The organism is Microvirga sp. BF8 (genome assembly GCF_059888585.1).
Genome location: NZ_CM187619.1, coordinates 3,536,394 through 3,560,303, shown reverse-complemented (window position 1 = coordinate 3,560,303; position 23,910 = coordinate 3,536,394). Strand labels below are relative to the sequence as shown.

Here is a 23,910-nt window from a genome sequence, read left to right as displayed (position 1 = left end):
GGACTTTCCATGCGTCTTCTGTTTCTCGGCGATGTGGTCGGGCGGGCCGGCCGCAACGTGGTGATCGATCGTCTGCCGTCCTTGAGGGACCGCTGGCAGCTCGATTTCGTCGCCATCAACGGGGAGAACTCGGCAGGCGGTTTCGGCATCACCGAGGCGATCTGCGACGAGCTGCTCCAGGCGGGCGCGGACGCGGTCACCCTCGGCAATCATACCTGGGACCAGCGGGAGACCCTGGTCTTCATCGAACGCCAGCCGAGGCTCCTGCGGCCGGTGAACTATCCACCGGGCACGCCGGGGCGCGGGGCCAACCTCATCGAGACGGCCACCGGTCATCGGGTCCTCGTCGTCAACGTCATGGGCCGGCTCTACATGGACGCCCTCGACGATCCCTTCGCCGCCGTGGACAGGGAGCTCGAGGCCTGCCCGCTCGCCCAGGTCGCCGACGCGGTGATCGTCGATGTCCATGCGGAAGCCACCAGCGAGAAGGAGGCGATGGGACATTATCTCGATGGTCGCGCCAGCCTGGTCGTCGGCACGCACACCCATGTGCCCACCGCCGATCATCGGATCCTCGCCGGCGGCACGGCCTATATGTCCGACGCGGGCATGTGCGGCGATTACGATTCCGTCCTCGGCATGCAGAAGGAGGAATCGATCCGCCGCTTCCTCCAGAAGACGCCCGGTCCGCGCATGGAGCCTGGGCTCGGGGAGGGGACCCTGTCGGGTATCGCCGTCGAGACCGACGACCGTACGGGACGCGCCCTTCGCGTTGCGGCCTTGCGGCTCGGGCCGCATCTCGAGGAATCCTGGCCACGCTTCTGGGACTAGCGGGCACCCTCAAGGGCCCGCCCTTGGCTCGGGCCGAAACATGCCCATCTGTCTCCAGACGGAGAGAACAGTGGACGCCGAAAATCAACACAGATTGCATTCCGCCCGTGAGAACGGCACTTTGCCCGAAGCGGCGGAGCACAAGAGCGTCTCCGCCGTTCTGCGCGCGGTGATCAACAAGGCCAAAGGCGAGAGCATCACCATCGGCGAGATCATCGAGGCCTTCGGCGAGCGTGCCTTCGGTTTCGTGCTGATCCTGTTCAGCCTGCCGAACTGCGTCCCGGCCCCGCCCGGAATCGCCGGCATCGTCGGAACGCCGGTCCTGATCTTCGGCTTTCAGATGATGCTGGGACACCGGCATCCCTGGCTGCCCGGCTTCGTCAAGCGCCGGTCCGTCTCGGTGTCCAAGTTCAAGCGCCTGATCGACGTGGCCGAGCCCAAGCTCCAATGGCTGGAGAGCTACTGCAAGCCCCGGGTGCTGCCGCTCTTCAGCCTGGTCGGCGACCGGATGGTGGGCCTCTTCGCCTTCCTGGTGGCCCTGTCTGTGCTGATTCCGTTCCCGGGCACCAATTTCCCGCCCTCGATCGCCCTCGTGATCGTGTCCATCGCGGTGATCGAGGAGGACGGCTATCTGCTGATTCTGGGCTATCTCATCGGTCTGGCAGGGCTGGCCTACACCGTGACCGTGCTCGGCGCCTCCTACCACCTGATCCGGGCTGGGCTGGCGAGCTGGTTCGGGATTTAGAACAAAGAGTGGCCGGGGGCTTTGCCTCGGGCGCTACACCGTTTTATAAGCCCGCTATCGTCAACATCCGCGGCCTGACGGGCCCTTGAAGCCAAGACGCTCTCGGTCGCGATCGCGGAGACCCCATGGCCGGACATTCACAGTTCAAGAACATCATGCACCGCAAGGGGCGCGCGGACGCGGTGCGCTCGAAGCTCTTCTCCAAGCTCGCGCGCGAAATCACCGTCGCGGCCAAGATGGGCATGCCCGACCCCAACATGAACCCGCGCCTGCGCGCCGCCATCCTGGCCGCCCGGGCCGAGAACATGCCCAAGGACAATATCCAGCGCGCCATCAACAAGGCGGCGGGCAACGAGGGCGAGAATTACGAGGAGATCCGCTACGAGGGCTACGGCCCCGGCGGCGCGGCCCTCATCGTCGAGGCCATGACCGACAACCGCAACCGCACCGCCTCCGATATCCGCTCCTACTTCACCAAGAGCGGTGGAAATCTGGCGGAAACGGGCGCCGTCTCGTTCATGTTCGACCGGGTCGGGCTGGTGGAATTCGGGCCCGAGGCTGCCAGCGCCGATGCCATGCTGGAAGCCGCCATCGAGGCCGGCGCGGAAGACGTGGTGTCCTCCGATCACGGGCACGAGGTCTATTGCGAGCAGACATCCCTCAACGAGGTGACCAAGGCGCTGGAGGAGAAGTTCGGCGAGCCGAAGGCCTCCAAGCTCGTCTGGAAGCCCCAGACCCCCGTGGCGGTCGACGACGAGGCGGGCGAGAAGCTCATGCGCCTCATGGAAACCCTCGAAGAGCACGATGACGTGCAGAACGTCTACGGCAATTTCGAACTGTCCGAGACGTTGATGCAGAAGATGGCGGAGTAGCATCTTCTTGACCGAACGTATCCGTATCCTCGGCCTCGATCCCGGCCTGCGCAACACAGGCTGGGGCTTGATCGCCGTGGAGGGCACGAAGCTTTCGTACATCGCCTGCGGGGTCGTGACCTCGGACGGGGACCTGTCCCTGGCCCTGCGCCTCAAGCAGCTCCACGACCGGCTGACCGAGGTTGTCACGACCTGGACGCCGGACGAGGTCGCGGTGGAAGAGACCTTCGTCAACAAGGACGCCCAGGCCACCCTCAAGCTCGGACAGGCCCGCGCGATGTCGCTTCTGGTTCCGGCGCTCCACGGCCTGCCCGTTGCCGAATACGGAGCCAATCAGGTCAAGAAGACCGTTGTCGGCGTTGGCCATGCGGAGAAGGCGCAGGTGCTCGCCATGGTGAAGGTCCTGCTGCCGAAGGCGGACCCGAAAAAGGCCGATGCGGCGGACGCCCTCGCCATCGCCATCGCCCACGCCCATCACCGCAAGGCCCGCGCTTTGGCGGCGAGCTTCTAAATGGTACAGAGATACCCCTGCCGTCCCCGCGAAGGCGGGGATCCATCAACAGTCATTGCAGGACCAGGAACCGTCGGCGGTTATGGATCCCGGGCCTGGCTTCGCCACCCTGGGATGACGGGGGAGGGAAGAAGAACGTGATCGGCAAACTGAAAGGCGTCATCGACTCCTACGGCGAGGATTTCGTCATCCTCGACGTTCATGGGGTCGGCTACGTGGTCCACTGCTCTTCCCGCACGCTCCAGAACCTGCCGCCCCAGGGCGAGGCGGCGGTGCTGTCCATCGAGACCCTCGTCCGCGAGGACATGATCCGCCTGTTCGGCTTCCGCTCGGATGCGGAGCGCGAGTGGTTCCGGCTTCTCCAGACCGTACAGGGCGTCGGCGCCAAGGTGGCGCTCGGCATTCTCTCCGTGCTCGACCCGGGCAGTCTCGCCACGGCCATCGCCACGAGCGACAAGGGGTCCGTGGCCCGTGGCCCCGGCGTCGGGCCGAAGCTTGCCGCGCGCATCGTGGCGGAGCTCAAGGACAAGGCACCCGCCTTCTCCACCATCGATCCGGCCCTGATCCGCCTGACCGGCGCGGTCGAGGACAGGTCGGCCCCGGTCCCGGTCTCGGATGCGGTCTCGGCCCTGGTCAATCTCGGCTATCCCCAGGCGCAGGCCTCCGCTGCGGTTGCCGCCGCACTCAAGCAGGTGGGAGAGGAAGCCGAGGCGAAGACGCTCATCCGCCTCGGCCTCAGGGAACTGGCGCGGTAAGCGCCTCGGATTGGCGTCCGCCCGTCAGGATTGGTAAGACAGCCGGGGCATTGGCCTGTAACCTTTCGTCGTTCCTGTTTTGATCTTGTTGGAAATGGCGTATGGGAAGGGACTGCCCCATGAACAAGCCGCCGGAAGGTAAGTCTCCTTGACCGATTCACGTCTGCTGACCCCCGAGAAACGCGAAGACGATCCGGATGCCTCGCTCCGGCCGCTGTCACTCGGCGACTTCACGGGCCAGGCGGCCGCGCGGGCGAACCTGCAGGTCTTCATCAACGCCGCGAAGTCCCGGGGTGATGCCCTCGACCACGTGCTCTTCGTCGGCCCGCCCGGGCTGGGCAAGACGACGCTGGCGCAGATCGTGGCGCGGGAACTCGGGGTCAATTTCCGCTCCACCTCCGGCCCGGTCATCGCCAAGGCAGGGGACCTGGCGGCGCAGCTCACGAACCTGGAAGAGCGGGACGTGCTCTTCATCGACGAGATTCACCGCCTCAACCCGGCGGTGGAGGAAATCCTTTATCCGGCCATGGAGGATTACCAGCTCGACCTGATCATCGGCGAGGGACCGGCTGCCCGCTCGGTGAAGATCGAGCTCCCGAAATTCACCCTCGTCGGGGCGACGACCCGCGCCGGTCTCCTGACGACGCCGCTGCGCGACCGCTTCGGCATCCCGATCCGGCTCGAATTCTACACGGTCGAGGAACTGGAGCTGATCGTCCGCCGCGGCGCCCGGGTGCTCGGCCTCGGCATGAGCGACGACGGCGCCAACGAGATCGCCCGTCGCTCCCGCGGCACGCCGCGCATCGCCGGCCGCCTGCTCCGGCGCGTGCGTGATTTCGCCATCGTCGAAGGCGCCCCCGCCGTCACCCGCGACCTCGCCGACAAGGCCCTGCGCCTTCTCGACGTCGACCCCATCGGCCTCGACCAGATGGACCGCAAGTACCTGACCACCATCGCCCTGTCCTTCGGGGGCGGACCCGTCGGCATCGAGACCATTGCCGCGGCGTTGTCCGAGCCCAGGGACGCCATCGAGGAGATCATCGAGCCCTATCTGATCCAGAAGGGCTTCGTGCAGCGCACTCCCCGTGGCCGTATCCTCACACCCCACGCCTTCCGCCATCTCGGCATGTCGGAGCCTGCGCGCGAAACCGCCGCGCAATTCGGGCTGTTCAACGGGGCTGACGATGAGTGAGAGGCGGGACGTCACCGCCCCCTCGAGGGGGCAGGGCGACGCCCCGCTCCGCCTGTCGGGCCATCTCGACGGTGACACCCATGTGCTGCCGATCCGGGTCTATTACGAGGACACGGATTTTTCCGCCCGGGTCTATCACGCCAGTTATCTCCGCTTCATGGAGCGGGGCCGCACGGAGCTTCTGCGGGCGGCGGAGGTGGCGCAGTCGGACCTCCATGCGGAGATGGGCGGCCTCGCCTTCGTGGTCCGGAAGATGGTCATCGATTTTCTCGGCGCGGCCCTGATGGACGACGTGCTCACGGTCATGACCCGTCCCAAGGAGATGCGCGGCGCGTCCATGACCCTCGCCCAGGAAGTCCGGCGCGGGGACGATATCCTCGTCACCGCCGAGGTGACCGTCGCCGCGGTGAGAGGCGGCCGGGCGGTCCGGATCCCGGACCATCTGCGGGTCGCCCTCGGGGAAAAGGCCTAAGGCGTAGCGTCGCAGCCCGCTCGGGGAGGACAGGGGGCGGATCCCTCCCGCCGCGCCCTTAAACCAAGCCTTAACCTTGATCTGTGCTTAACATGTAACGGGTCGGGAAGATCGGCGTCCCATCGATGCGCGCCCTTATTTTCGACAGATTCGGGCGCGAACGAACAATGATACGCACAAGATTTTCCTACGAACGCGGCGAGCCCGGTTCCGGGCTGCTCGAGGAGCGGGGACGCGACATATGAATCCGGCGGATGTGGCCCAGGCCGTTCCTGTGGCCCACGACATGTCTCTTTTCGGCCTGTTCTGGCAGGCCCATTTCATCGTCAAGCTCGTGATGCTGGGCCTTCTGGGCGCCTCCGTCTGGTGCTGGGCCATCATCATCGACAAGACCCTGCTCTACGCCCGCACCAAGCGGGCCATGAACCGTTTCGAGGAGGTGTTCTGGTCGGGCCAGTCCCTGGAGGAACTGTTCCGTTCTCTCCAGAGCCGCCCGGCGACGGGCCTCGCCGCGGTGTTCGTCGCCGCCATGCGTGAGTGGAAGCGCTCCTTCGAGGGGTCCGGGCGCTCCTTCCAGAGCCTGTCCCAGCGCATCGACAAGGTGCTCGACGTGACCATCCAGCGCGAGGTCGAGCGGCTCGATTCCAAGCTCACGGTCCTCGCCTCCATCGGCTCCGCCGGCCCCTATATCGGCCTGTTCGGCACGGTGGTGGGCATCATGAACTCCTTCACCTCCATCGCCGCCTCGAAGAGCACGAGCCTCGCGGTCGTCGCGCCGGGCATTGCGGAAGCGCTGTTCGCCACGGCTATCGGCCTCTTCGCGGCCATCCCGGCGGTGCTGGCCTACAACAAGCTCCAGAGCGAGGTCAGCAAGCTGCAATCGCGGCTCGAGGGCTTCGCCGACGAGTTCTCCGCCATTCTCTCGCGTCAGATCGACGAGCGCATCGCGCTCGCGGCTTAAGGGGGGGCTGGCAATGGCATCGACAGCAGGCATGGCCAAGGGAGGCGGGTCCCGCCGCCGGCGGCGCGCCCATCGCGGCGGCGCCATGAACGAGATCAACATGACGCCGTTCATCGACGTCATGCTGGTGCTGCTCATCATCTTCATGGTGGCGGCGCCGATGATGACGGCCGGCGTACCCCTCGATCTTCCCCAGACCAAGGCGGCGCCCCTCAACATGGACGCCAAGCCCGTCACCCTGTCGATCAAGGCCACGGGCCAAGTCTTCATGGGCGATGCGGAACTCTCCGACGAGGCCATCGTCGGCAAGCTCGCCGAGGTCGCGAAGACCGGCTTCGACGAGCGCATCTTCGTGCGTGGCGACAAGAAGGTCGATTACGGCCGCGTCGCCCAGGTCATGTCCATCGTTACCGGAGCCGGATACAAGCGCGTCGCGCTTGTCACGGAGCCGGATCAGCGCTGAGCGGGAAGAGGGCAGGGGCAGACCGTGGCGTTGAAGCTGAAATTCAACTCCTCCGAACCGGGCCTCTGGGTCTCCGGCGTCATCCATGTGGCGCTCCTGGCCGCGGCCCTGGTCGGCCTCTCCGCCGTGCGTGAATTTCCCGAGGCGCAGGAAGGCATCCCGGTCGAGGTCATCACCGACAACCAGTTCTCGCAGATCACCAAGGGCGAGACGACGGCCAAGGCCGTGCTGCCGCAGCCCAAGCCCCGCGCCGAGCGCGTCGCCGACAAGGCCGAACTGCGTGACCCCGGTGAGGACAAGCGCGATGCGCCGGCTCCGCCCAAGCGTCCTGAAGAGATGAAGGTGGCGGACAAGGAAGAGCCGGTGGCGGCACAGCCCCCACCGCCGCCGCCGCCCCCGAAACCTGCCCAAGCCGAGGCCGACGCGAAGGCCAAGGCCGCCGAGGAAGAGAAGAAGATCGCCGAGGCGAAGGCCGAGGCGGAAGCCATCGAGCGCGCCAAGGCCGCCGAGAAGGCGAAGGTCGAGGCGGAAGCGAAAGCCAAGGCGGAAGCCGAGGCGAAGGCTCAGGCCGAGGCCAAGAAGCTCGCCGAAGCCAAGGCCAAGGCGGAAGCGGAGGCCAAGGCGAAAGCGGAGGCCGAGGCCAAGAAGGTCGCGGAGGCGAAGGCGAAAGCCGAGGCGGAAGCCAAGGCCCGCAAGGAAGCGCAGGTCGCCAAGAAGCTCGACATGGGCGATCTCAAGCAGTTCCTGGAGAACAAGGAACGGCACCAGTCCACCGGCGCGACAGGAGCGGAGGTCCAGAAGACCGCCTCCCTCGGTACCGCGACGGGATCGGCCGCCAAGCTCAATCCGAGCCAGAAGGATGCCCTGATGGGCTGGTTCAAGGAGAGAATCCAGAGCTGCTACAATGCACCGATCAGTGCATCCAGCGGCGATGTCTCTCCGCCGGTTCTCGACATTCGCCTCAACCAGGACGGATCCCTGGCCGGCGATCCCACCGTGATGCGCAGCGGCGCCAATTCCACGGACCGCGCGGTTGCCGATGCTGCGTTGCGCGCTGTCCGTCGCTGCGCCCCTTATCGTGTTCCCGCCCAATTCGCCCCGTACTACTCGGACTGGAAGAACCTGAACGTCCAGTTCGATCTCACCTGATCTGAAGCTCCCACCGCTTGAGACATGCCCTCATGATCACCCGTCTGCTCTCCCGTCTTCTTGTCGCGCTGGCTGTTGCCGTGCCGATGTTCGCTCTCGCCCCCGCGGCCTTCGCGCAGCTGAGCTTCCGCGTCGGGCCCGGCGGTCAGTTCCAGCCCATGCCCATCGCCGTCGCCGATTTCGCAGGCGAGGGCGATCTCGGCCAGCGGGTCTCAGGCATCATCTCGAGCAACCTGCAGCGCTCCGGCTATTTCGCGCCCCTCGACAGGTCGCGCTTTCCTGAGCGTCCGGCCTTCGATGTGGCGCCGCGCTTCGAGGCCTGGAAGCTCGCAGGCGCTCAGGCGCTCGTGACGGGGCGCGTGACGCGCGATCCCTCGGGCCGCCTCAAGGCGGAGTTCCGGCTCTGGGACGTGGATACGGGCCAGCAGCTCACCGGCCAGCAATACGTGACGGATCCCAATTTCTGGCGCCGCGTCGGCCACATCATCTCCGATGCGGTCTATACGAAACTCACCGGCTTCGGCGGCTTCTTCGACACGCGCATCGTGTTCGTGGACGAGTCCGGGCCGAAGGAGAACCGCCGCAAGCGGCTCGCCATCATGGACCAGGACGGCGCCAACGTGCGCTTCCTGACCCAAGGAGACAACCTTGTCGTCACGCCGCGCTATTCGCCCGCCTCGCAGGACATCACCTACATGTCGCAGGTGGACGGCCAGCAGCCGCGCGTGCAGGTGATCAACCTCGAAACCGGCTCCCGTCAGGTGGTCGGCAATTTCCCCGACATGACCTCCAGCCCGCGCTTCTCCCCCGACGGGCAGCGCATCGTCATGAGCCTGCAGCAGGGCGGCAATGCCAACATCTTCATGATGGATCTCAATTCCCGCGCCACGACGCGGCTGACGTCGACCGCCGCCATCGATACCTCGCCATCCTATTCGCCCGATGGAACGCAGATCGTGTTCGAGAGCGACCGGGGCGGGCAGCAACAGATCTATGCCATGGGCGCGGACGGCTCGAACCAGCGCCGCATCTCCTTCGGCGACGGCTCGTATTCCCAGCCTGCCTGGTCCCCCCGCGGCGATTACATCGCCTTCACCAAGCGCCGGGCCGGGGGCTTCGCCATCGGCATCATGAAGCCGGACGGGTCGGGCGAGCGCATCCTGACGGAAGGCTTCCACAACGAGAGCCCGACCTGGGCGCCGAACGGCCAGTACATCCTGTTCTTCCGCGATCCGGGCGGTCAGGCCGGCGGCAAGCTCTACATGGTCGACATCACCGGCCGGGTCGAGCAGCCGGTGCCGACGCCGTCCTTTGCCTCGGACCCGACCTGGTCGCCGCTTCTCAGCGAGAACCGCGCGCAGAACTGAAATCGAGGGGCGCCGACTGCGCCCCTTCTTCGTTGAAGGAGACGTGCCGGTTTCAGCCGTGCAGGAGGGACCGCGCGGTCGGTTGCAGACGGGACACCTCGTTCGGCCGCCAGATGCGGCGCTCCATCTCCGGGACAACGTCCCGTGTCCACCATTCCGAGCCGGCGAGTTCCTGGATGTGCCGGTCATAGGCCCGTTGATCCGGAAAGCCGGAGAACCAGACGAACGCGGTTTCCCCCTCGCGGACCGGAAGGCGAGGAAAGGTGTTGGGACTGCGTTCCGTGACCAGGGTGGCGAGCACACGGGCGGATGCCGCCGTGAGGCCGGGTCTCATGGTCTCTTCGAAGAAGGCTGAAAAATCATCCTCCGTCCTCGGTGCGAGATGGCAGGTCGTGGCCACGATCAGACCTTTGCCCTGGCCGCGCGCTTCGATCCCCTTCCGGGGCTCATCCGGATACACGAAGCCGTTGGAGGAAGAGGCGGGGCGCAGCAGAAGGACGTTGTCCGAGTTCACCATCGTGCCGTTCGCCTCGTCCCGATGGGCTGCCCAGACCGGCCCGCCATAGAAGGCACCGAGCGCCTCAGCGCGGGACGGCATGTCCGCGAAGCCGCGCAGCCAGACGAAGGCATCGGGATCATCCAGGTCCCGGAACTGGCCGATGACCTTCATGCCCACAGCTTCCTGCGGTTCGACGAATGTGCCGTCGAACAGGGCGATCAGTCGTTCCCGCCGTCCCGGGACAAGTCGATATCGCCGGAACTCGACGACAGTGTCTCTCCGGTCCCTCAGGTTTGACCCTTGTCCGGTCTTGATCGCTTCGATGTCCATGTCCCTCGCTCTCCTGCAAACAGGACGTCTGTCCTGTTTGCAATACAGGATGCTTGTCCTGTTTTGTCAATCTGCTAGTTTCGGAGGCCTGGGAGGAACCATGGCGAAGCAGGCGGTCCGCTCACGCGGGCGGGCGAATGATCCAGAAGGTTTGAGACAGAAGCTGCTGGATACGGCGTACGCAGCCTTCACGGGCCGCGGCTATCACGCCACGTCCATGCATGACCTGAAGCGGGAAGCCGGCGCCTCGGGCGGTGCCCTGTCCCATCACTATCCGACCAAGAAGGATCTTGGGCTCGCCGTGCTGCGAAGCCGGGTTGCCGACGCCGTCGAGGAGACATGGATCACGCCGGTGAGCGTAGCGCCCAGCGCGGCGGAAGGCATTCAGGACGTCTTTGCCGCCATCGCTTCCGAGCTCGATGCCCGCGGCGCCGTTTCCGGCTGCCCGCTGAACAACCTTGCCCTCGAGCTGTCACGGCAGGATTCGGATTTCCGCTTGGTTATCGATGGGATTTTCGGGCGCTGGCGCAATGCCATCGCCGACAAGATCCGGAGCGATCAGGCGGCCGGCCGCTTCCTGGACCTCGATCCGGAGGCGGTCGCGACCTTCGTCGTGGCTGCCTATTCGGGCGCCATGGCCATGGCCAAGGCCAGTCAGAGCGCAGAGCCGCTCAAGACCTGCGCAGGCCTTCTGGCCCGGACGATGCAAGGCCGGGATGCAATGGCGTAGCGATCAGACGGCCAAGCTTGCCCGCGAGGCGGTCAGGCTCCGCGGGGCATCGCGGTGGTGGTCACCGCATCGTCCTTGTGGCTCCTGAGCTTGAAGGCGAGCACGAGGAGCGTGATGCCGAACACCAGGGCATAGGCTCCGAGCCACCAGGTCAGGACCACGGCGCCGAGCATCGGTGCGACCAGCAGGGCGATGCCGAACAGCAACGAGACGATGCCGCTGAAGATCAGCCAGCCCCGTCCGAATTCCGGATTGAGCTTGAAGGCGGCGACGATCTCGAGCACACCGGTGATCAGCGACCACACGGCCATCAGGGTAACGAAGAAGACAACGGTGAGCCCAGGCCAGGCGAAGGCGATGATACCCACCAGAATATCGACGATCCCCTCCAGGACCAGCAGGCCCCAGCGTTGATGCTGTGAGGCTGCGCGCACGGCGGCGACGATGCTGAAGATGCCGTCCACGAGCATGTAGGCGGCGAAGAACAGCACCAGGGACAGGATGGTTGCGCCCGGCACGAACAGGGCGATCAGGCCGAAGATGATGGCGAAGACGCCGCGCAGGGCGACGGCCCACCAGTTCTGGGCCAGGAGCGCGCTCATCGCTTCGGCGCGGTTGAAGGATCCGAATGGAGTGGAAGTGCCGCTCGCCATGGTAACCTCCTCTGGGCTTCAGGCATTCCATGGTGCCTGACCTTGCGTTAGGCATCAAATCAATACTCAGGCCAGGCGGCCGGATTTATTCCTTTTCGGATGGGGATTGTTCGGAGGAGGTCTCCTGAGCCGTTGCCATCTGGCGTCGGCGCTCCAGTTTGCGCCGCCGGATCCGGACCTGCCACTTCAGGCGGAGGGAACGGATCATCAGCGCCAGGCCCAGCCAGAACAGGGCGATGACCATGGGCGCGACGACCAGGGTCGGGACCAGGGCGATCACGACGGCCAATGCCAGCAGCGCGGCGCCGATCAGGGCGATGCTGCTCGCCTCCGTGGTGGTGAGGGAGCGCCCGTTTACGGATTTTCCGATGGTGCTTCCGATGGCCAGTGCGCCGGCGGTCAGGCGTCTCACGCCGCCTCTTCTGAGGCGCCGCAGCCGGTGCGAGCGCAGATTCTGGGACTGCTTGCGGCGCGTCAGAAGGCCGGGGACGATCTCGGTCGCGTTGGCAAGATCCTTCAGATACATCTCCTCCATGTCAGCGGCGAAGGCACGGTCCTCCACCACCACGTCGAGCTCCCAGTTGGTCGCCCAGCTCGCCAAATTGAGATTGGTCGAGCCGACCCGCGACCAGCGCCCGTCCGCCACGGCAGTCTTGGCGTGGAGCATCGGACCGTTCCATTCGAAGATGCGGATTCCGGCCTCGATGAGCGAACGGTATCCGGCCCGCACGATCGGCTGCAGGACAGTCACATCGCTGGTGCCCGGCACGAGCAGGCGCACGTCAACACCGTCCCTGGACGCCTCCGCGAGGGCCTGGACATAGGCGGTGGTGGGGACGAAATACGCATCCGTAAGCCAGAGATTGCGCTGCGCCGTCGCCGCGATGAACTGGTCGACCCGATAGGCCCGGAAGGTTCCCGGCCGGCCGCAGATGACCCGCGCCGCGACCGATCCGGCCGGCGGAATGACGCTCAGGCCCTCCCGCTCGCTTCGCTCGAGCGGTGGGCCGGCATGGGCCCAGCTTTCGGCGAAAGCGGCGTCGAGGTCGGCAACCACGGGTCCTTCCAGTGCCAGGCCGGTGTCGCGCCAGGGCTCCGTCCCGTCGGAACTCTCCCAGGCGTTCGAGACGCACAGGCCGGCCACGAAGCCCTTGTATCCATCGACCGTAATGACCTTGCGATGGTTGCGCCGGATCCACAACGGATCCGCCAGCCGCGGCGGGTTGAACACCCGCACCTCCACGCCGGCCCGCCTCAGGCGGTTCCAGAAGCCCGGCAGGGCGCGCCAGGACGACCCGAGCCAATCGTAGAGAACGCGGACCTTCACTCCCGCCTGAGCCCGCTCGATCAGGGCATTGGCGAAGGTCCGGCCGACTTCGTCGTCGGCGATGATGAAGTTCTCAAAATGGATGACCCGGCGGGCGTTGCGGATCGCTTCGAGCCAGGCCGGATAGTTCTCTCCCGCGTCCCGCAGCAGAGCCACGGCATTGCCCTGGCGCAGGTCGCTGTCGGCGATGCGGGCGAAGGCACGTTCCAGCCGTGGGTCCATCGGAGCAGGCGGCAGGATCGGCTCGTGTGGTTTCAACGGCATTACGGGCAATGTCATAATCTCATAACGCGCAAGCTGGCCATTCGGCTTCGCTGTCGGTCGGGGGACATCGAAGGGGCTCGTCTTCGGACCGGAGCGTCACCTCTTTGCCGCATTTACTCCTAATTAACGCTAAGCCCAGGTTCCTCAACCTGGGTCCGATTCACCTTAACCCACCTTCGCGCCGGCGAAATGCCGGAACCCTCCCTTAACCATCGCCCGATATAGATCACACAACGTTCGGCAGACGTATGTGTAAGGAGTATTGCCAATGATGACGTTGCGCGCCGTCAAGTTCGCCGCTGCCATCGTCCTCGCCCTCGGGGCGGCGGCGTGTTCGTCCAACAAAGATGGGATGGCCGATGGGGCCGGCGGCTTCGGCGCCGGCGGGGCCGCGACTCCGGGCAGTGCCCAGGACTTCGTCGTCAATGTCGGCGACCGGGTGTTCTTCGAGACCGACCAGACCGATCTGACCCCGACTGCCACTGCCACCCTGGACAAGCAGGCCCAGTGGCTCAACCGCTATCCGAACTACACCTTCATCATCGAGGGGCATGCGGACGAGCGCGGAACCCGCGAGTACAACTTCTCCCTCAGCGCCCGGCGCGCCCAGAATGTCCGCGACTACCTCGTGTCCCGCGGCATCAACGCCTCGCGCCTGCGCACCGTGTCCTACGGCAAGGAGCGCCCGGTCGCGGTCTGCAACGACATCTCCTGCTGGTCGCAGAACCGCCGCGCGGTGACCGTGCTGAACACGGGCGCTGGATCGTAACCTTCGCTGGAAACCCGCCCCTTCCGACCGGGAGGGGCTGAATTGCGCCGCCACAATCTCGCCGTGGCGGCGCTTTTGTGTTATCGGCACCTTTATTGCGATCCTCATGGTATCCAGAATGCTGCGCCGCCTGATCGTCTTTTTCGCCTTTGTAACGGCCTTGGCCGGGCCTGCCGTCGCGCAGGACGCCGCCGACGCCATCGTGCGTCTCAACCGGCTCGAGAGCCAATTCCGCCAGATGTCCGGACAGATGGAGCAACTCCAGCACGAGAACCAAGTGTTGAAGGAGCAGCTCCGCAGGTTCCAGGAGGATGTCGAATTCCGCTTCCAGGAAGGCCGCGGCGGCAAGGCGCCTCCGGCAGCCGCTCCGGCACGCCCGACGCAGACTCCAGCGCAGCCCCAGCGGCGCAGCGACGTCTTCGACCCGTCCGAGATCCCGAGCGCTCCCGGCGCCCCCCGTCCCTTGGGCACGACGGCTCCGTCGGCGCCGCTGGTCGCCGATGCAGGGCAGCCACTGGCGCTGCCCGGGAGCCAGGCGGCAGGAGGGCCGCCCTCTGGGATCGGCGAGTTGATTCAGGAGGACGACATGGCCATGGATGCCGCGCCCCTCGATCTCAATCCTGCCCGTACGGCCGCGATTCCGTCGACGCCGCCCGCGACGCGCGGACCAAGCGTCGCGGCCACGAGCGTCGGCGATCCGCGCTCCGACTTCGAGACGGCCTATAGCTATTTTACGCAGCGGCAATACGAAGAGGCGGAGATGGGCTTCCGCCGCTTCCTGCAATCGAACCCCCGCGATCGCCTGGTGCCGGAAGCGTCCTACTGGCTCGGCGAAACCTATCTCCAGCGCAATCGCTACCGGGAGGCGGCCGAGCAGTTCCTGAACGTCTCCACCGATCATCCCAACGCCACCCGGGCGCCCGATGCGCTCCTGAAGCTCGGCGTCGCCCTCAACGGGCTGGGAGCCAGGGACCGGGCCTGCGCCGTTTTTGCCGAGCTCGATCGCAAATACCCCCAGGCCTCCGCCGCCGTGCGCCAGGGCTCCGAGCGCGAGCAGCGCCGCTCCAAGTGCAGCTGACGGCGGAGCCGCCTGTCGCCGCCTGTGCCCGTTTTTTCCACCCCTGACGATAGTCTCCCGCAAGAGTGGGTGGAAAGTCTCTTTGCGCCCCTGATCCCCTCTCGCGGGGTTCTCGCCGCCGTGTCCGGCGGGCCGGATTCCATGGCCCTCATGCATCTGCTCGCCCTGTGGCGCAGGGCCGCGCCGCGCCCGCCCGTGTTCATCGCCACCGTCGATCATGGCCTGCGGCCCGAGGCGGCCCAGGAGGCCGCTTTCGTTGCCCGGCAGGCGGCGGCTCTTGGTTTCCCGCACCGGACGCTCGTGTGGGCCGGGCCCAAACCTGCGACCGGCATCCAGGAAGCCGCCCGCGAGGCGCGATACGATCTTCTGGTGCGCTGCGCCCGGGAGGAGGGCGCAACCGCTCTCATCACCGCCCACACCTTGGACGATCAGGCCGAAACCGTTCTGATGCGCCTGTCGCGTGGGTCAGGGCTGGCCGGCCTCGGGGGCATGCGGTCCGAGCGCGAGCGCGACGGAATCCGCCATGTCCGCCCGCTGCTCGGTTGTCCGAAGCGGACCTTGCTCGGCCTCTGCGCGCGGGAAAAATGGGCATTCGTGGAGGATCCCTCCAACGAGAACGCACGTTTCGCCCGGGTGCGCTGGCGCCGCCTGATGCCCGCGCTGGCCACGGAAGGCCTCACGGCGGAGCGGCTGGCGGGGCTGGCCCGAAGAGCCCGGCGCGCAGAGGAAGCTCTCGATGCCAAGGCGGGCGACGCTTGGGCGCAGGCGTGTCCTGTGGTGGACGATGACGGCGCGAGCCTCGATGCCGCTGTTCTCGCCCGGGAGCCCTTCGAGATTGCCCTCCGCGTTCTGATGACAGCGCTTCGGGAGGCCGGGATCGCTCTCGAAACGAGCCGGCTCCAGCGTCTCGAAGCCTGCACGGAGCGGCTCCGGGCGGCGATCGACAGGGAGAGAGGGCTTCGGCTGACGGTGGCCGGGGCGCTGATCCGCCTCGATCGGGGGCGGGTCTTCGTCACTCAGGAGCGGCTCCGCAAGCGGGGTCGCCGGCCGGGCCCGCTCAATAAAGGCCGCCGATGATGCCGCACGGGCGCCGCATTCCCTTGGCAAGGGGGAACGGTACGCCTACATTGAGTTTAGCCGCGCGGGGCCTACTCCGCGCATATCTCCCTCTGGGGCAGAACTGATCCGATGAATTCAAATTTCCGCAATTTCGCTTTGTGGGTCGTCATCTTTCTTCTGGTGCTCGCGCTCGTGACGCTGTTCCAGAGCCCGGGCCATCGTGGCGGCAGCGGCGATATTGCCTATAGCCAGCTCCTCAGCGATGCCGATTCCGGCCGCATCTCGAACGTGATCATCTCCGGTCCGGAGATCAGCGGCACCTACACGGATGGCCGCACCTTCACGACCTATGCGCCGAACGATCCGAGCCTGGTGTCCAAGCTTCAGCAGAAGGGCGTGCAGATCACCGCACGTCCGCAATCCGACAGCACGCCCTGGTTCATCGCCGTTCTCATGAACATCCTGCCGATCGCCCTGTTCATCGGCGCCTGGGTATTCCTGTCGCGCCAGATGCAGAACGGCGCGGGCAGGGCCATGGGTTTCGGCAAGTCCAAGGCCAAGCTTCTCACGGAGGCCCACGGCCGCGTGACGTTCGACGACGTCGCCGGTGTCGACGAAGCCAAGGAGGATCTGCAGGAAATCGTGGAATTCCTCCGCGACCCGCAGAAGTTCCAGCGCCTCGGCGGACGCATTCCGCGCGGCGTGTTGCTTGTCGGCCCTCCCGGCACGGGTAAGACCCTGACCGCCCGCGCGGTGGCAGGCGAGGCCAATGTGCCGTTCTTCACCATCTCGGGCTCGGACTTCGTCGAAATGTTCGTGGGCGTCGGCGCGAGCCGCGTGCGTGACATGTTCGACCAGGCCAAGAAGAACGCTCCCTGCATCATCTTCATCGACGAGATCGACGCGGTCGGCCGCCATCGCGGCGCCGGCCTCGGCGGCGGCAACGATGAGCGCGAGCAGACCCTCAACCAGCTGCTGGTGGAGATGGACGGCTTCGAGGCCAACGAAGGCATCATCATCATCGCGGCGACGAACCGCCCCGACGTGCTCGACCCGGCGCTGCTGCGTCCCGGCCGCTTCGACCGTCAGATCGTGGTTCCGAACCCGGACGTCACCGGCCGCGAGAAGATCCTGCGCGTGCATGTCCGCAAGGTCCCCCTCGCTCCGGACGTGGACCTGAAGGTCATCGCCCGCGGCACGCCCGGCTTCTCGGGCGCCGACCTGATGAACCTGGTCAACGAGGCGGCTCTGCTGGCGGCGCGCCGCGGCAAGCGCATCGTCACGATGCACGAGTTCGAGGACGCCAAGGACAAGGTCATGATGGGCGCGGAGCGTCGCACCCTCGTGATGACCGACGACGAGAAGCGCCTGACCGCCTATCACGAGGCCGGCCACGCCATCGTCGCCCTCAACGTTCCCGCGACCGATCCGGTGCACAAGGCCACGATCATCCCCCGTGGCCGGGCGCTGGGCATGGTCATGCAGCTGCCTGAGCGCGACAAGCTCTCCATGACCTTCGAGCAGATGACCTCCCGTCTCGCGATCATGATGGGTGGCCGCATCGCCGAGGAGATGATTTTCGGCAAGGAGAAGGTCACGTCGGGCGCCCAGTCCGACATCGAGCAGGCGACCCGCCTTGCCAAGATGATGGTGACCAAGTGGGGCTTCTCGCCCGAGCTCGGCACTGTCGCCTACGGCGAGAACCAGGACGAGGTGTTCCTGGGCATGCAGATGGGCCGGCAGCAGAGCGTGTCGGAAGCGACCGCGCAGAAGATCGACTCCGAAGTGCGCCGCCTCGTCGAGGCGGGTCTCGAGGATGCCCGCCGCATTCTCACGGAGAAGCAGCACGATCTCGAGGCGCTCGCCAAGGGCCTGCTCGAGTACGAGACCCTGTCGGGCGATGAGATCCACAATCTCCTCGATGGCCAGCCGCCGATCCGCGATACAGGCGATACGATGTCCTCGAGCCGCGGCTCCGCGGTTCCGACCGCAGGTCGCGGGCGTCCGAAGGAGAGCGGTGGAGGGATGGAGCCCCAGCCGCAGGCATGACCTTTCGGAAGCACCCCTAAAGAACGAAGCGCCCGCCTCGAGCGGGCGTTTTTTTGTGAATTCATTAAGTTTAAGAATGAAACGGGATTGCCTCTCTTCTGCATTGTAACAATTGCTCATCACTTGTGATGGCCGTTTGGGCGCTAAAGCCTTGACCCGATTCAGGGAGGTTGCTTTGAGAAGACCGAGGCGCGGATTGGCGCTACAGAAGGCGGAGAAGCAGCACGTGCGCAAATACTTTGGAACCGACGGCATCCGCGGCCGCGCCAATGGTGTCATCACACCGGACCTCGCCCTCAAGGTGGGGCAGGCGGCCGGGCTGATGTTCCAGCGCGGCGAATACCGCCACCGGGTCATCATCGGCAAGGACACCCGCCTGTCCGGCTACATGATCGAGAACGCCCTGGTGGCCGGCTTCACCTCCGTGGGTATGGATGTCCTGCTTCTGGGACCGATGCCGACCCCTGCCGTCGCCATGCTGACCCGGTCCATGCGCTGCGATCTCGGCGTCATGATCTCCGCTTCGCACAATCCCTACGAGGACAACGGCATCAAGCTCTTCGGTCCCGACGGGTTCAAGCTCAACGACGAGGTCGAGCGCGAGATCGAAAGCCTGATCGATTCCGACCTGTCTTTCCGCCTCGCGGGCTCAGCCCTGCTCGGCCGCGCCAAACGTATCGAGAGCGCGGATGCGCGCTATATCGAGTTCGCCAAGCGTACCCTGCCGCGCCAGCTGGATCTCGAAGGCATGCGCGTCGTGATCGATTGCGCCAACGGCGCCGGCTACAAGGTCGCTCCCGAGGCCCTGTGGGAGCTGGGCGCCGAGGTCATGTCGATCGGCGTTGAGCCCAATGGCTTCAACATCAACCACGAGGTGGGTTCCACCGCCCCCGATGCCCTCATTCACAAGGTGCGCGAACTGCGCGCCGATGTCGGCATCGCCCTCGATGGAGACGCAGACCGCGTCCTGATCGTCGACGAGAAGGGCCACAAGGTTGATGGCGACCAGCTCATGGCCGTGGTCGCCCGCTCCTGGAAGGAGGACGGTCGTCTCTCCCAGGGCGGCATCGTTGCCACGATCATGTCCAATCTCGGTCTCGAGCGCTATCTCGGCGGTCTTGGGCTCAACCTCGTTCGCACGGCGGTCGGCGACCGTTACGTGCTCGAGCACATGCGCGCCCACGGCTTCAATCTCGGCGGCGAGCAATCCGGCCACATCATCATGTCGGACTACACCACCACCGGCGACGGCCTCATCGCGGCGCTTCAGCTGCTTGCTGTGGTGAAGCGGCTCGATCGCCCGGTTTCGGAGGTATGTCACTGCTTCGAGCCCCTGCCACAGGTGCTCAAGAATGTGCGTTACAAGTCCGGCCAGCCCCTGCAGGCCGATTCCGTCGTCAAGGCGATCGAGGCCGGACGCGAGCGTCTCGGGGCGAAAGGACGACTGGTGATCCGCCCCTCCGGGACGGAACCTGTCATCCGCGTCATGGCCGAGGGCGACGACAGCGATCTCGTCAACAGGGTCGTGGACGAGGTGGCGGATGCCGTCACCCGCGTGGCATCGCAAACTCTCGCCGAAGCCCCCGTCAAGGGCGCTGCCTGAAGGCTGCCCCCTGTCATACCCGGACGCAACCATTGCTCTTCCGGGCCGCGCAGCGGCGCCCGGAAGCCATAAGTTCTGTCAGCTCAGGATGGAATGCAGCGGCCGCGGCAATTGTCTGTCTTGAAACGTCAGCATGGGTGGTCGCACACCATCCGTTAAGGTTAAGCGGCGCTTAACCTCTCCGCTTTAGCGTTACAGCCCTCGGCTTGGTCACGCCCGCGCGGCCGGTGCTGAACGATTCATTGCGGAGATCCCGATTGCGTCAGACGTTTCTCGCCCTGGCAAGCCTGGCCCTGAGCCTCGCCGGATCGATGGCCCGTGCCGCCGACCTTCCGCCAGCGCCTGTCCTGGACCATTCCGACGATCCCGTCAGCGCCGGCTGGTACCTGCGCGGCGATATCGGCATCGACGAGCCGGTGCTGCGCCACGGGCGCGATCTGGGAACGGCGGCGACGCCGCCTCTCTCCAAGGCCCGGTTCGACCGGGATACGGGCATCAGCGCGGGCATCGGCTACCAATGGGCGCCCTGGCTGCGCACGGACCTGACCATCGACCACCGTTTTGGGGGGCATTATGAAGGCCGCCGCTTCGGCGCGTCGAGCCTCGCCTTCGACCGGGCGGAGTTCCAGGCTACGACCGTTCTCCTCAACGCCTATTTCGACCTGCCCCTGTGGAGCGGCGTGACGCCCTATCTGGGGGCAGGCGTCGGCGTCAGCCTGAACCGGTTCGAGGATGCCCAGCGCCTCTTTCCGGCCGACGCGGTTCCACTCGCGTCGCACGCCAAGACAGGTCTCGCATGGGCGCTCACGGGCGGCATCGCATTCGACCTGACGGATCGCCTCAAGCTCGATCTCGCCTATCGCTACAGCCATCTCGGCTGGGCCCGGACCGGCTTCGCGGACAGCGGCGAGCCGCCGATCCGCGCCCGGAGCGTTGGCGCACACGAGCTTCGCATCGGTGCGCGCTACATGTTCGAGTGATTGCACGCCCTGGCCATCCGGGGAGGCCCAGCCCTCTTCACTCCGCCGGATGCGGGGGCGGCCGATGGTCCTTCGGTCCGAGATCTTCCCCATGCGGGCGCATGCCCGTCTGCTCGCGCAGCTTCTCGATCAGGTCGCTCACATAGGTCGCGGGCTTGGTGTAGCCGCCGATGAGCAGGTAGAGGGAGGGTACGACCAGGACTGTGAGCAGCGTGGACAGTGTCACGCCACCGACGATGACGGAACCGATGGCGTTGCGCGATTCCGCGCCGGCCCCCGTCGACAGGGCGAGCGGAACGCCGGCGCCGATCATGGCGATCGAGGTCATCAGGATCGGGCGCAGGCGGAGCACGGAGGCCTCGATCACCGCATCGCGCACGGAATAGCCGCGCTCGCGCAGCTGGTTCGAGAACTCGACGATCAGGATGCCGTTCTTCGTCATCAGACCGATCAGCAGGATCATGCCGATCTGGCTGTAGATATTGAGCGACTGGCCCGTGAGCACGAGGGCGGCAAGACCGCCCGTCACGGCCAGCGGCACGGTCAGCATGATGATCACCGGGTTGATCCAGCTCTCGAACTGCGCCGCCAGGACCAGGAAGACCACGAGCAGCGCCATGCTGAACGTCACGTAGATGGCGTTGGACGAATCCCGGAAATCCTTCGACACGCCGGTATAGCCGATGCGGGCCTCCGCCGGCAGGTTGGCGTGTACGATCTGCTCGAGGGTCTCGAGGCCCTCGCCGATGGAGACCCCCGGCCGCAGCGCCGACTGGATCGTGATCGACCGCAGGCGGTCGAAACGGTTGAGAGTCTGCGGCGCGGCTGACTCGGACAGCGCCACGAAGGAGGAGAGGGGGACGAGGTCGCCATTCGCCGCACGAATGAACGTATTGGTCAGGTCGTTCGGGGTGGCGCGGTCTTCCGGGCGACCGCGGATGATCACTGGATACTCCTCGCCCCTGCTGACGAAGGTCGAAATCTCGGTCTCGCCGAACACCAGTTCGAGCGTCCTCCCGATATCCTCCACCGACACGCCGAGATCGGCGGCGCGGGCCCGGTCGATCTGCACACGGATGTCGGGCTGCGATTCCTTGTAGTCGGAATCCATGTTGAAGAAGAGGCCGGTCTCCTGGGCCTTCTGAATCACGATATCGCGCCATCCGCGCAAGGTGTTGTAGTCCGGTCCGCCGAGCACGAACTGGATCGGCTGCGCGGTGCCGCGCTGGCCGAGCGAGCCCGGATTGACGGGGAAGGCGCGAGCGCCGGGGAAGTTGGAGACCTTGGTGGCAAGCTCCTGCGTCAGGGTCTGTTGCTTGAACGAGCGCTGGTCCCAGGGTGCCAGCCGGACGATGATGATGCCCTCGTTCACGGGCGACGGGCGCGCATAGCCGGGCGCCACCTGACTGGTGATGGAGGCGATGATGCCCTTCTCCTGATAGGGCAGCAGCTCGCGTTCCACCTCCTTCACCCGGTCGCGGGTATAGTCGAGACTTGCGCCCTCCGGCGCATTGATGCGGATGATGATTGCGCCGCGGTCTTCGGTCGGTGCGAATTCCTTGGGCACCATCTGAAAAAGGCCGTAGGCGGAAAAGGACACGGCAATGCCCATCGCCAGGATGACGAGCGGGGCTCTCAGCGCCCGGGACAGCAGGCGCCGGTAGACGTTGTTCATGCCGGTGAAGAAAGGCTCCGTCATGAGCTGGATGCGACCATGGGCCGGCACCATCAGCTTGGAGCAGAGCATCGGCGTCAGGGTCCTCGCCACGACACCGGAGAAGAAGATCGACGCGGCGAGCGTGATCGCGAATTCGCGGAAGAGCTTGCCCGTATTGCCTGTCATGAAGGCGAGAGGCACGAACACGGCCATCAGCGTCGCCGTGGTGGCGATCACCGCGAAGCCGATTTCACGGGCGCCGTCGAACGAGGCGAGCAGCGGCGGCTGACCCTCCTCGATACGGCGGTGGACGTTCTCGATCTCGACGATGGCGTCGTCCACCACGATGCCGATGGCAAGCACGATGGCGAGCAGCGTCAGCACATTCACCGACGCGTTGAAAAAGCTCATGACCATGAAGGCCGCAATGATGGAGACGGGAATCGCCACCATGGCCACGATGGTGGAGCGCCAGTCGCGCAGGAACAGCAGGATCACCAGGATGACGAGCACCAGACCCTCGACCAGAGTATGGAGCACGCCGTTGATGGAGGCGCTGATGAAGCGGCTCTCGTCATAGGAAACTGCGGCGGTGGTTTCGGGGGGGAGGGAGCTCTTCAGCTCCTCCAGTTCGGCGCGCACGCTGTCGGCGACCGAAAGGGTGTTGGCGGTCGACTGGCGCACGATTCCGAGCCCCATCGCCGTGCGGCCGCTTTCATAGAATTCGAAGCGCGTATCCTCTGCGCCGACCTCGACGCGCGCGACCTCGCCGAGCCGCACGAGATAACCGTTCTTGTTCGAGACGATGACCTGCTCGAACTCCTCGGGAGTCGCAAGGCGGGAATCCGTCTTCACCGTGAATTCGCGCTGTGCGGATTCGATGCGTCCTCCCGGCAGTTCGACGTTCTGGCGCTTGATCGCGGTTTCGATGTCCTGCGCCGTAAGTCCCCGGGCAGCAAGGGCGGAGCGGTCGATCCAGATGCGCATCGCATAGCGCCGCTCGCCGGCGATATAGACGTTGGCGACGCCGGGAACGGTGGAGAGCCGGTCCACGTAGACCCGTTTCAGGAAATCGCTGAGCTCGAGCGCGTCAAAGGTCGAAGACGTGACGCTGATCCACATGATCGCGGACGCATCGTCGTCGACCTTGCGGATGACCGGCTGTTCGGCGCCATCGGGCAGGCGTCCGACCACGCGGAACACAGCGTCGCGCACATCGGAAGTGGCGGCTTCGGGATCGCGCGCCACGTCGAATTCGATGGACACAGAGGAGCGGTCGTTGCGGCTCTGCGAACGGATCTGGCTGATGCCCTCGATGCCGGCAACAGCCCCTTCGATCACTTCGGTCACACGGCTCTCGATGACCTCGTTCGAGGCGCCGCGATAGATCGTCGAGACCGAAACGATGGGTTTGTCGACACTCGGGTATTCACGCACCGGCAGGTTCATGAGCGAGGCAAGCCCGCCGACGATCAGCAGCATGCTGACCACGATGGCGAAGACGGGGCGGCGGATGAAGAGGTCGGAAACCTGCATGTCGCGTCAGCTCTTGAGCCTGTTGGCAAAAAGCACTCCCGCCGAAGCGGGAGCGAGA

22 protein-coding genes are annotated in these 23,910 nt (G+C 65.8%); 18 read left to right on the top strand and 4 right to left on the bottom strand.

What is annotated here, in order from left to right:
- The first annotated feature begins 9 nt into the window (after positions 1–9).
- The 11 genes from AC522E_RS16830 (at position 10) to tolB (ending at position 9,318) form a co-directional block, all read left to right on the top strand.
- Positions 10–831, top strand: a complete 822-nt coding sequence (locus tag AC522E_RS16830; RefSeq protein ID WP_500747396.1) for a TIGR00282 family metallophosphoesterase — start codon at positions 10–12, stop codon at positions 829–831.
- 70 nt (positions 832–901) lie between these two features.
- Positions 902–1,576 carry an exopolysaccharide biosynthesis protein gene (locus AC522E_RS16825; protein ID WP_500747395.1) on the top strand — a complete coding sequence of 225 codons (675 nt, stop codon included), beginning with the start codon at positions 902–904 and terminating at the stop codon, positions 1,574–1,576.
- Between the two features lie 125 nt (positions 1,577–1,701).
- Positions 1,702–2,448, top strand: coding sequence for a YebC/PmpR family DNA-binding transcriptional regulator (locus AC522E_RS16820; RefSeq protein WP_500747394.1), 747 nt, complete (start codon positions 1,702–1,704; stop codon positions 2,446–2,448).
- Between the two features lie 7 nt (positions 2,449–2,455).
- Positions 2,456–2,959 (top strand): crossover junction endodeoxyribonuclease RuvC, encoded by a 504-nt coding sequence (gene ruvC, locus AC522E_RS16815; protein ID WP_500747393.1) that lies wholly within the window; start codon positions 2,456–2,458, stop codon positions 2,957–2,959.
- Between the two features lie 137 nt (positions 2,960–3,096).
- A complete protein-coding gene (ruvA, locus tag AC522E_RS16810) occupies positions 3,097–3,714 on the top strand; it encodes a Holliday junction branch migration protein RuvA (protein WP_500747392.1) in 618 nt (205 codons plus the stop codon).
- Positions 3,715–3,862: 148 nt separating this feature from the next.
- On the top strand, positions 3,863–4,906 hold the full coding sequence (gene ruvB, locus AC522E_RS16805) for a Holliday junction branch migration DNA helicase RuvB (protein ID WP_500747391.1): 1,044 nt from the start codon (positions 3,863–3,865) through the stop codon (positions 4,904–4,906).
- Positions 4,899–5,378, top strand: coding sequence for a tol-pal system-associated acyl-CoA thioesterase (ybgC, locus tag AC522E_RS16800; RefSeq protein ID WP_500747390.1), 480 nt, complete (start codon positions 4,899–4,901; stop codon positions 5,376–5,378). The genes ruvB and ybgC overlap by 8 nt, the downstream gene beginning before the upstream one ends.
- A 241-nt stretch (positions 5,379–5,619) precedes the next feature.
- Positions 5,620–6,339, top strand: coding sequence for a protein TolQ (gene tolQ / locus AC522E_RS16795; protein WP_224313619.1), 720 nt, complete (start codon positions 5,620–5,622; stop codon positions 6,337–6,339).
- A gap of 13 nt (positions 6,340–6,352) precedes the next feature.
- Positions 6,353–6,802, top strand: coding sequence for an ExbD/TolR family protein (locus AC522E_RS16790; RefSeq protein WP_500747389.1), 450 nt, complete (start codon positions 6,353–6,355; stop codon positions 6,800–6,802).
- A gap of 30 nt (positions 6,803–6,832) precedes the next feature.
- Positions 6,833–7,951 (top strand): cell envelope integrity protein TolA, encoded by a 1,119-nt coding sequence (gene tolA, locus AC522E_RS16785; RefSeq protein ID WP_500750735.1) that lies wholly within the window; start codon positions 6,833–6,835, stop codon positions 7,949–7,951.
- Between the two features lie 32 nt (positions 7,952–7,983).
- The gene (tolB, locus tag AC522E_RS16780; protein WP_500747388.1) at positions 7,984–9,318 is read left to right on the top strand and encodes a Tol-Pal system beta propeller repeat protein TolB; all 1,335 of its coding nucleotides are present in this window, start codon (positions 7,984–7,986) and stop codon (positions 9,316–9,318) included.
- Between the two features lie 52 nt (positions 9,319–9,370).
- Here the strand turns inward: tolB and AC522E_RS16775 are convergent, their stop codons facing one another.
- Positions 9,371–10,147 (bottom strand): NIPSNAP family protein, encoded by a 777-nt coding sequence (locus tag AC522E_RS16775; protein WP_500747387.1) that lies wholly within the window; start codon positions 10,145–10,147, stop codon positions 9,371–9,373.
- 100 nt (positions 10,148–10,247) lie between these two features.
- On the opposite strand from AC522E_RS16775, the gene AC522E_RS16770 reads away from it, so the two are divergent.
- On the top strand, positions 10,248–10,877 hold the full coding sequence (locus AC522E_RS16770; RefSeq protein ID WP_500747386.1) for a TetR/AcrR family transcriptional regulator: 630 nt from the start codon (positions 10,248–10,250) through the stop codon (positions 10,875–10,877).
- A 32-nt stretch (positions 10,878–10,909) separates the two neighbouring features.
- Here the strand turns inward: AC522E_RS16770 and AC522E_RS16765 are convergent, their stop codons facing one another.
- The gene (locus AC522E_RS16765; RefSeq protein WP_500747385.1) at positions 10,910–11,530 is read right to left on the bottom strand and encodes an HdeD family acid-resistance protein; all 621 of its coding nucleotides are present in this window, start codon (positions 11,528–11,530) and stop codon (positions 10,910–10,912) included.
- Between the two features lie 85 nt (positions 11,531–11,615).
- Positions 11,616–13,136, bottom strand: coding sequence for a phospholipase D-like domain-containing protein (locus tag AC522E_RS16760; RefSeq protein WP_500747384.1), 1,521 nt, complete (start codon positions 13,134–13,136; stop codon positions 11,616–11,618).
- A gap of 253 nt (positions 13,137–13,389) precedes the next feature.
- On the opposite strand from AC522E_RS16760, the gene pal reads away from it, so the two are divergent.
- The 6 genes from pal (at position 13,390) to AC522E_RS16730 (ending at position 20,659) form a co-directional block, all read left to right on the top strand.
- Complete coding sequence (pal, locus tag AC522E_RS16755; RefSeq protein ID WP_500747383.1) at positions 13,390–13,890, top strand: peptidoglycan-associated lipoprotein Pal; 501 nt, start codon at positions 13,390–13,392, stop codon at positions 13,888–13,890.
- A 106-nt stretch (positions 13,891–13,996) separates the two neighbouring features.
- A complete protein-coding gene (gene ybgF, locus AC522E_RS16750) occupies positions 13,997–14,968 on the top strand; it encodes a tol-pal system protein YbgF (RefSeq protein WP_500747382.1) in 972 nt (323 codons plus the stop codon).
- Positions 14,969–15,037: 69 nt separating this feature from the next.
- Entirely contained in the window at positions 15,038–16,045 is a 1,008-nt protein-coding gene (gene tilS / locus AC522E_RS16745) for a tRNA lysidine(34) synthetase TilS (protein WP_500747381.1), read from the top strand.
- A 111-nt stretch (positions 16,046–16,156) separates the two neighbouring features.
- On the top strand, positions 16,157–18,076 hold the full coding sequence (gene ftsH / locus AC522E_RS16740; protein WP_500747380.1) for an ATP-dependent zinc metalloprotease FtsH: 1,920 nt from the start codon (positions 16,157–16,159) through the stop codon (positions 18,074–18,076).
- Between the two features lie 226 nt (positions 18,077–18,302).
- Positions 18,303–19,679, top strand: a complete 1,377-nt coding sequence (gene glmM, locus AC522E_RS16735) for a phosphoglucosamine mutase (RefSeq protein ID WP_500747379.1) — start codon at positions 18,303–18,305, stop codon at positions 19,677–19,679.
- Positions 19,680–19,936: 257 nt separating this feature from the next.
- Positions 19,937–20,659 (top strand): outer membrane protein, encoded by a 723-nt coding sequence (locus AC522E_RS16730; protein WP_500747378.1) that lies wholly within the window; start codon positions 19,937–19,939, stop codon positions 20,657–20,659.
- Positions 20,660–20,696: 37 nt separating this feature from the next.
- Here the strand turns inward: AC522E_RS16730 and AC522E_RS16725 are convergent, their stop codons facing one another.
- Positions 20,697–23,852 (bottom strand): efflux RND transporter permease subunit, encoded by a 3,156-nt coding sequence (locus AC522E_RS16725; RefSeq protein ID WP_500747377.1) that lies wholly within the window; start codon positions 23,850–23,852, stop codon positions 20,697–20,699.
- Positions 23,853–23,910 lie beyond the last annotated feature (58 nt).

Bases quoted from the DNA above. Each gene is read 5' to 3' on its own strand.
- AC522E_RS16820 (WP_500747394.1), top strand. From the start codon at position 1,702: ATGGCCGGACATTCACAGTTCAAGAACATCATGCACCGCAAGGGGCGC.
- pal (WP_500747383.1), top strand. From the start codon at position 13,390: ATGATGACGTTGCGCGCCGTCAAGTTCGCCGCTGCCATCGTCCTCGCC.
- AC522E_RS16775 (WP_500747387.1), bottom strand. From the start codon at position 10,147: ATGGACATCGAAGCGATCAAGACCGGACAAGGGTCAAACCTGAGGGAC.
- AC522E_RS16765 (WP_500747385.1), bottom strand. From the start codon at position 11,530: ATGGCGAGCGGCACTTCCACTCCATTCGGATCCTTCAACCGCGCCGAA.
- AC522E_RS16790 (WP_500747389.1), top strand. From the start codon at position 6,353: ATGGCATCGACAGCAGGCATGGCCAAGGGAGGCGGGTCCCGCCGCCGG.
- AC522E_RS16770 (WP_500747386.1), top strand. From the start codon at position 10,248: ATGGCGAAGCAGGCGGTCCGCTCACGCGGGCGGGCGAATGATCCAGAA.
- tolB (WP_500747388.1), top strand. From the start codon at position 7,984: ATGATCACCCGTCTGCTCTCCCGTCTTCTTGTCGCGCTGGCTGTTGCC.
- ybgC (WP_500747390.1), top strand. From the start codon at position 4,899: ATGAGTGAGAGGCGGGACGTCACCGCCCCCTCGAGGGGGCAGGGCGAC.
- AC522E_RS16725 (WP_500747377.1), bottom strand. From the start codon at position 23,852: ATGCAGGTTTCCGACCTCTTCATCCGCCGCCCCGTCTTCGCCATCGTG.
- AC522E_RS16830 (WP_500747396.1), top strand. From the start codon at position 10: ATGCGTCTTCTGTTTCTCGGCGATGTGGTCGGGCGGGCCGGCCGCAAC.
- AC522E_RS16760 (WP_500747384.1), bottom strand. From the start codon at position 13,136: ATGACATTGCCCGTAATGCCGTTGAAACCACACGAGCCGATCCTGCCG.
- ftsH (WP_500747380.1), top strand. From the start codon at position 16,157: ATGAATTCAAATTTCCGCAATTTCGCTTTGTGGGTCGTCATCTTTCTT.
- tolQ (WP_224313619.1), top strand. From the start codon at position 5,620: ATGAATCCGGCGGATGTGGCCCAGGCCGTTCCTGTGGCCCACGACATG.
- ybgF (WP_500747382.1), top strand. From the start codon at position 13,997: ATGGTATCCAGAATGCTGCGCCGCCTGATCGTCTTTTTCGCCTTTGTA.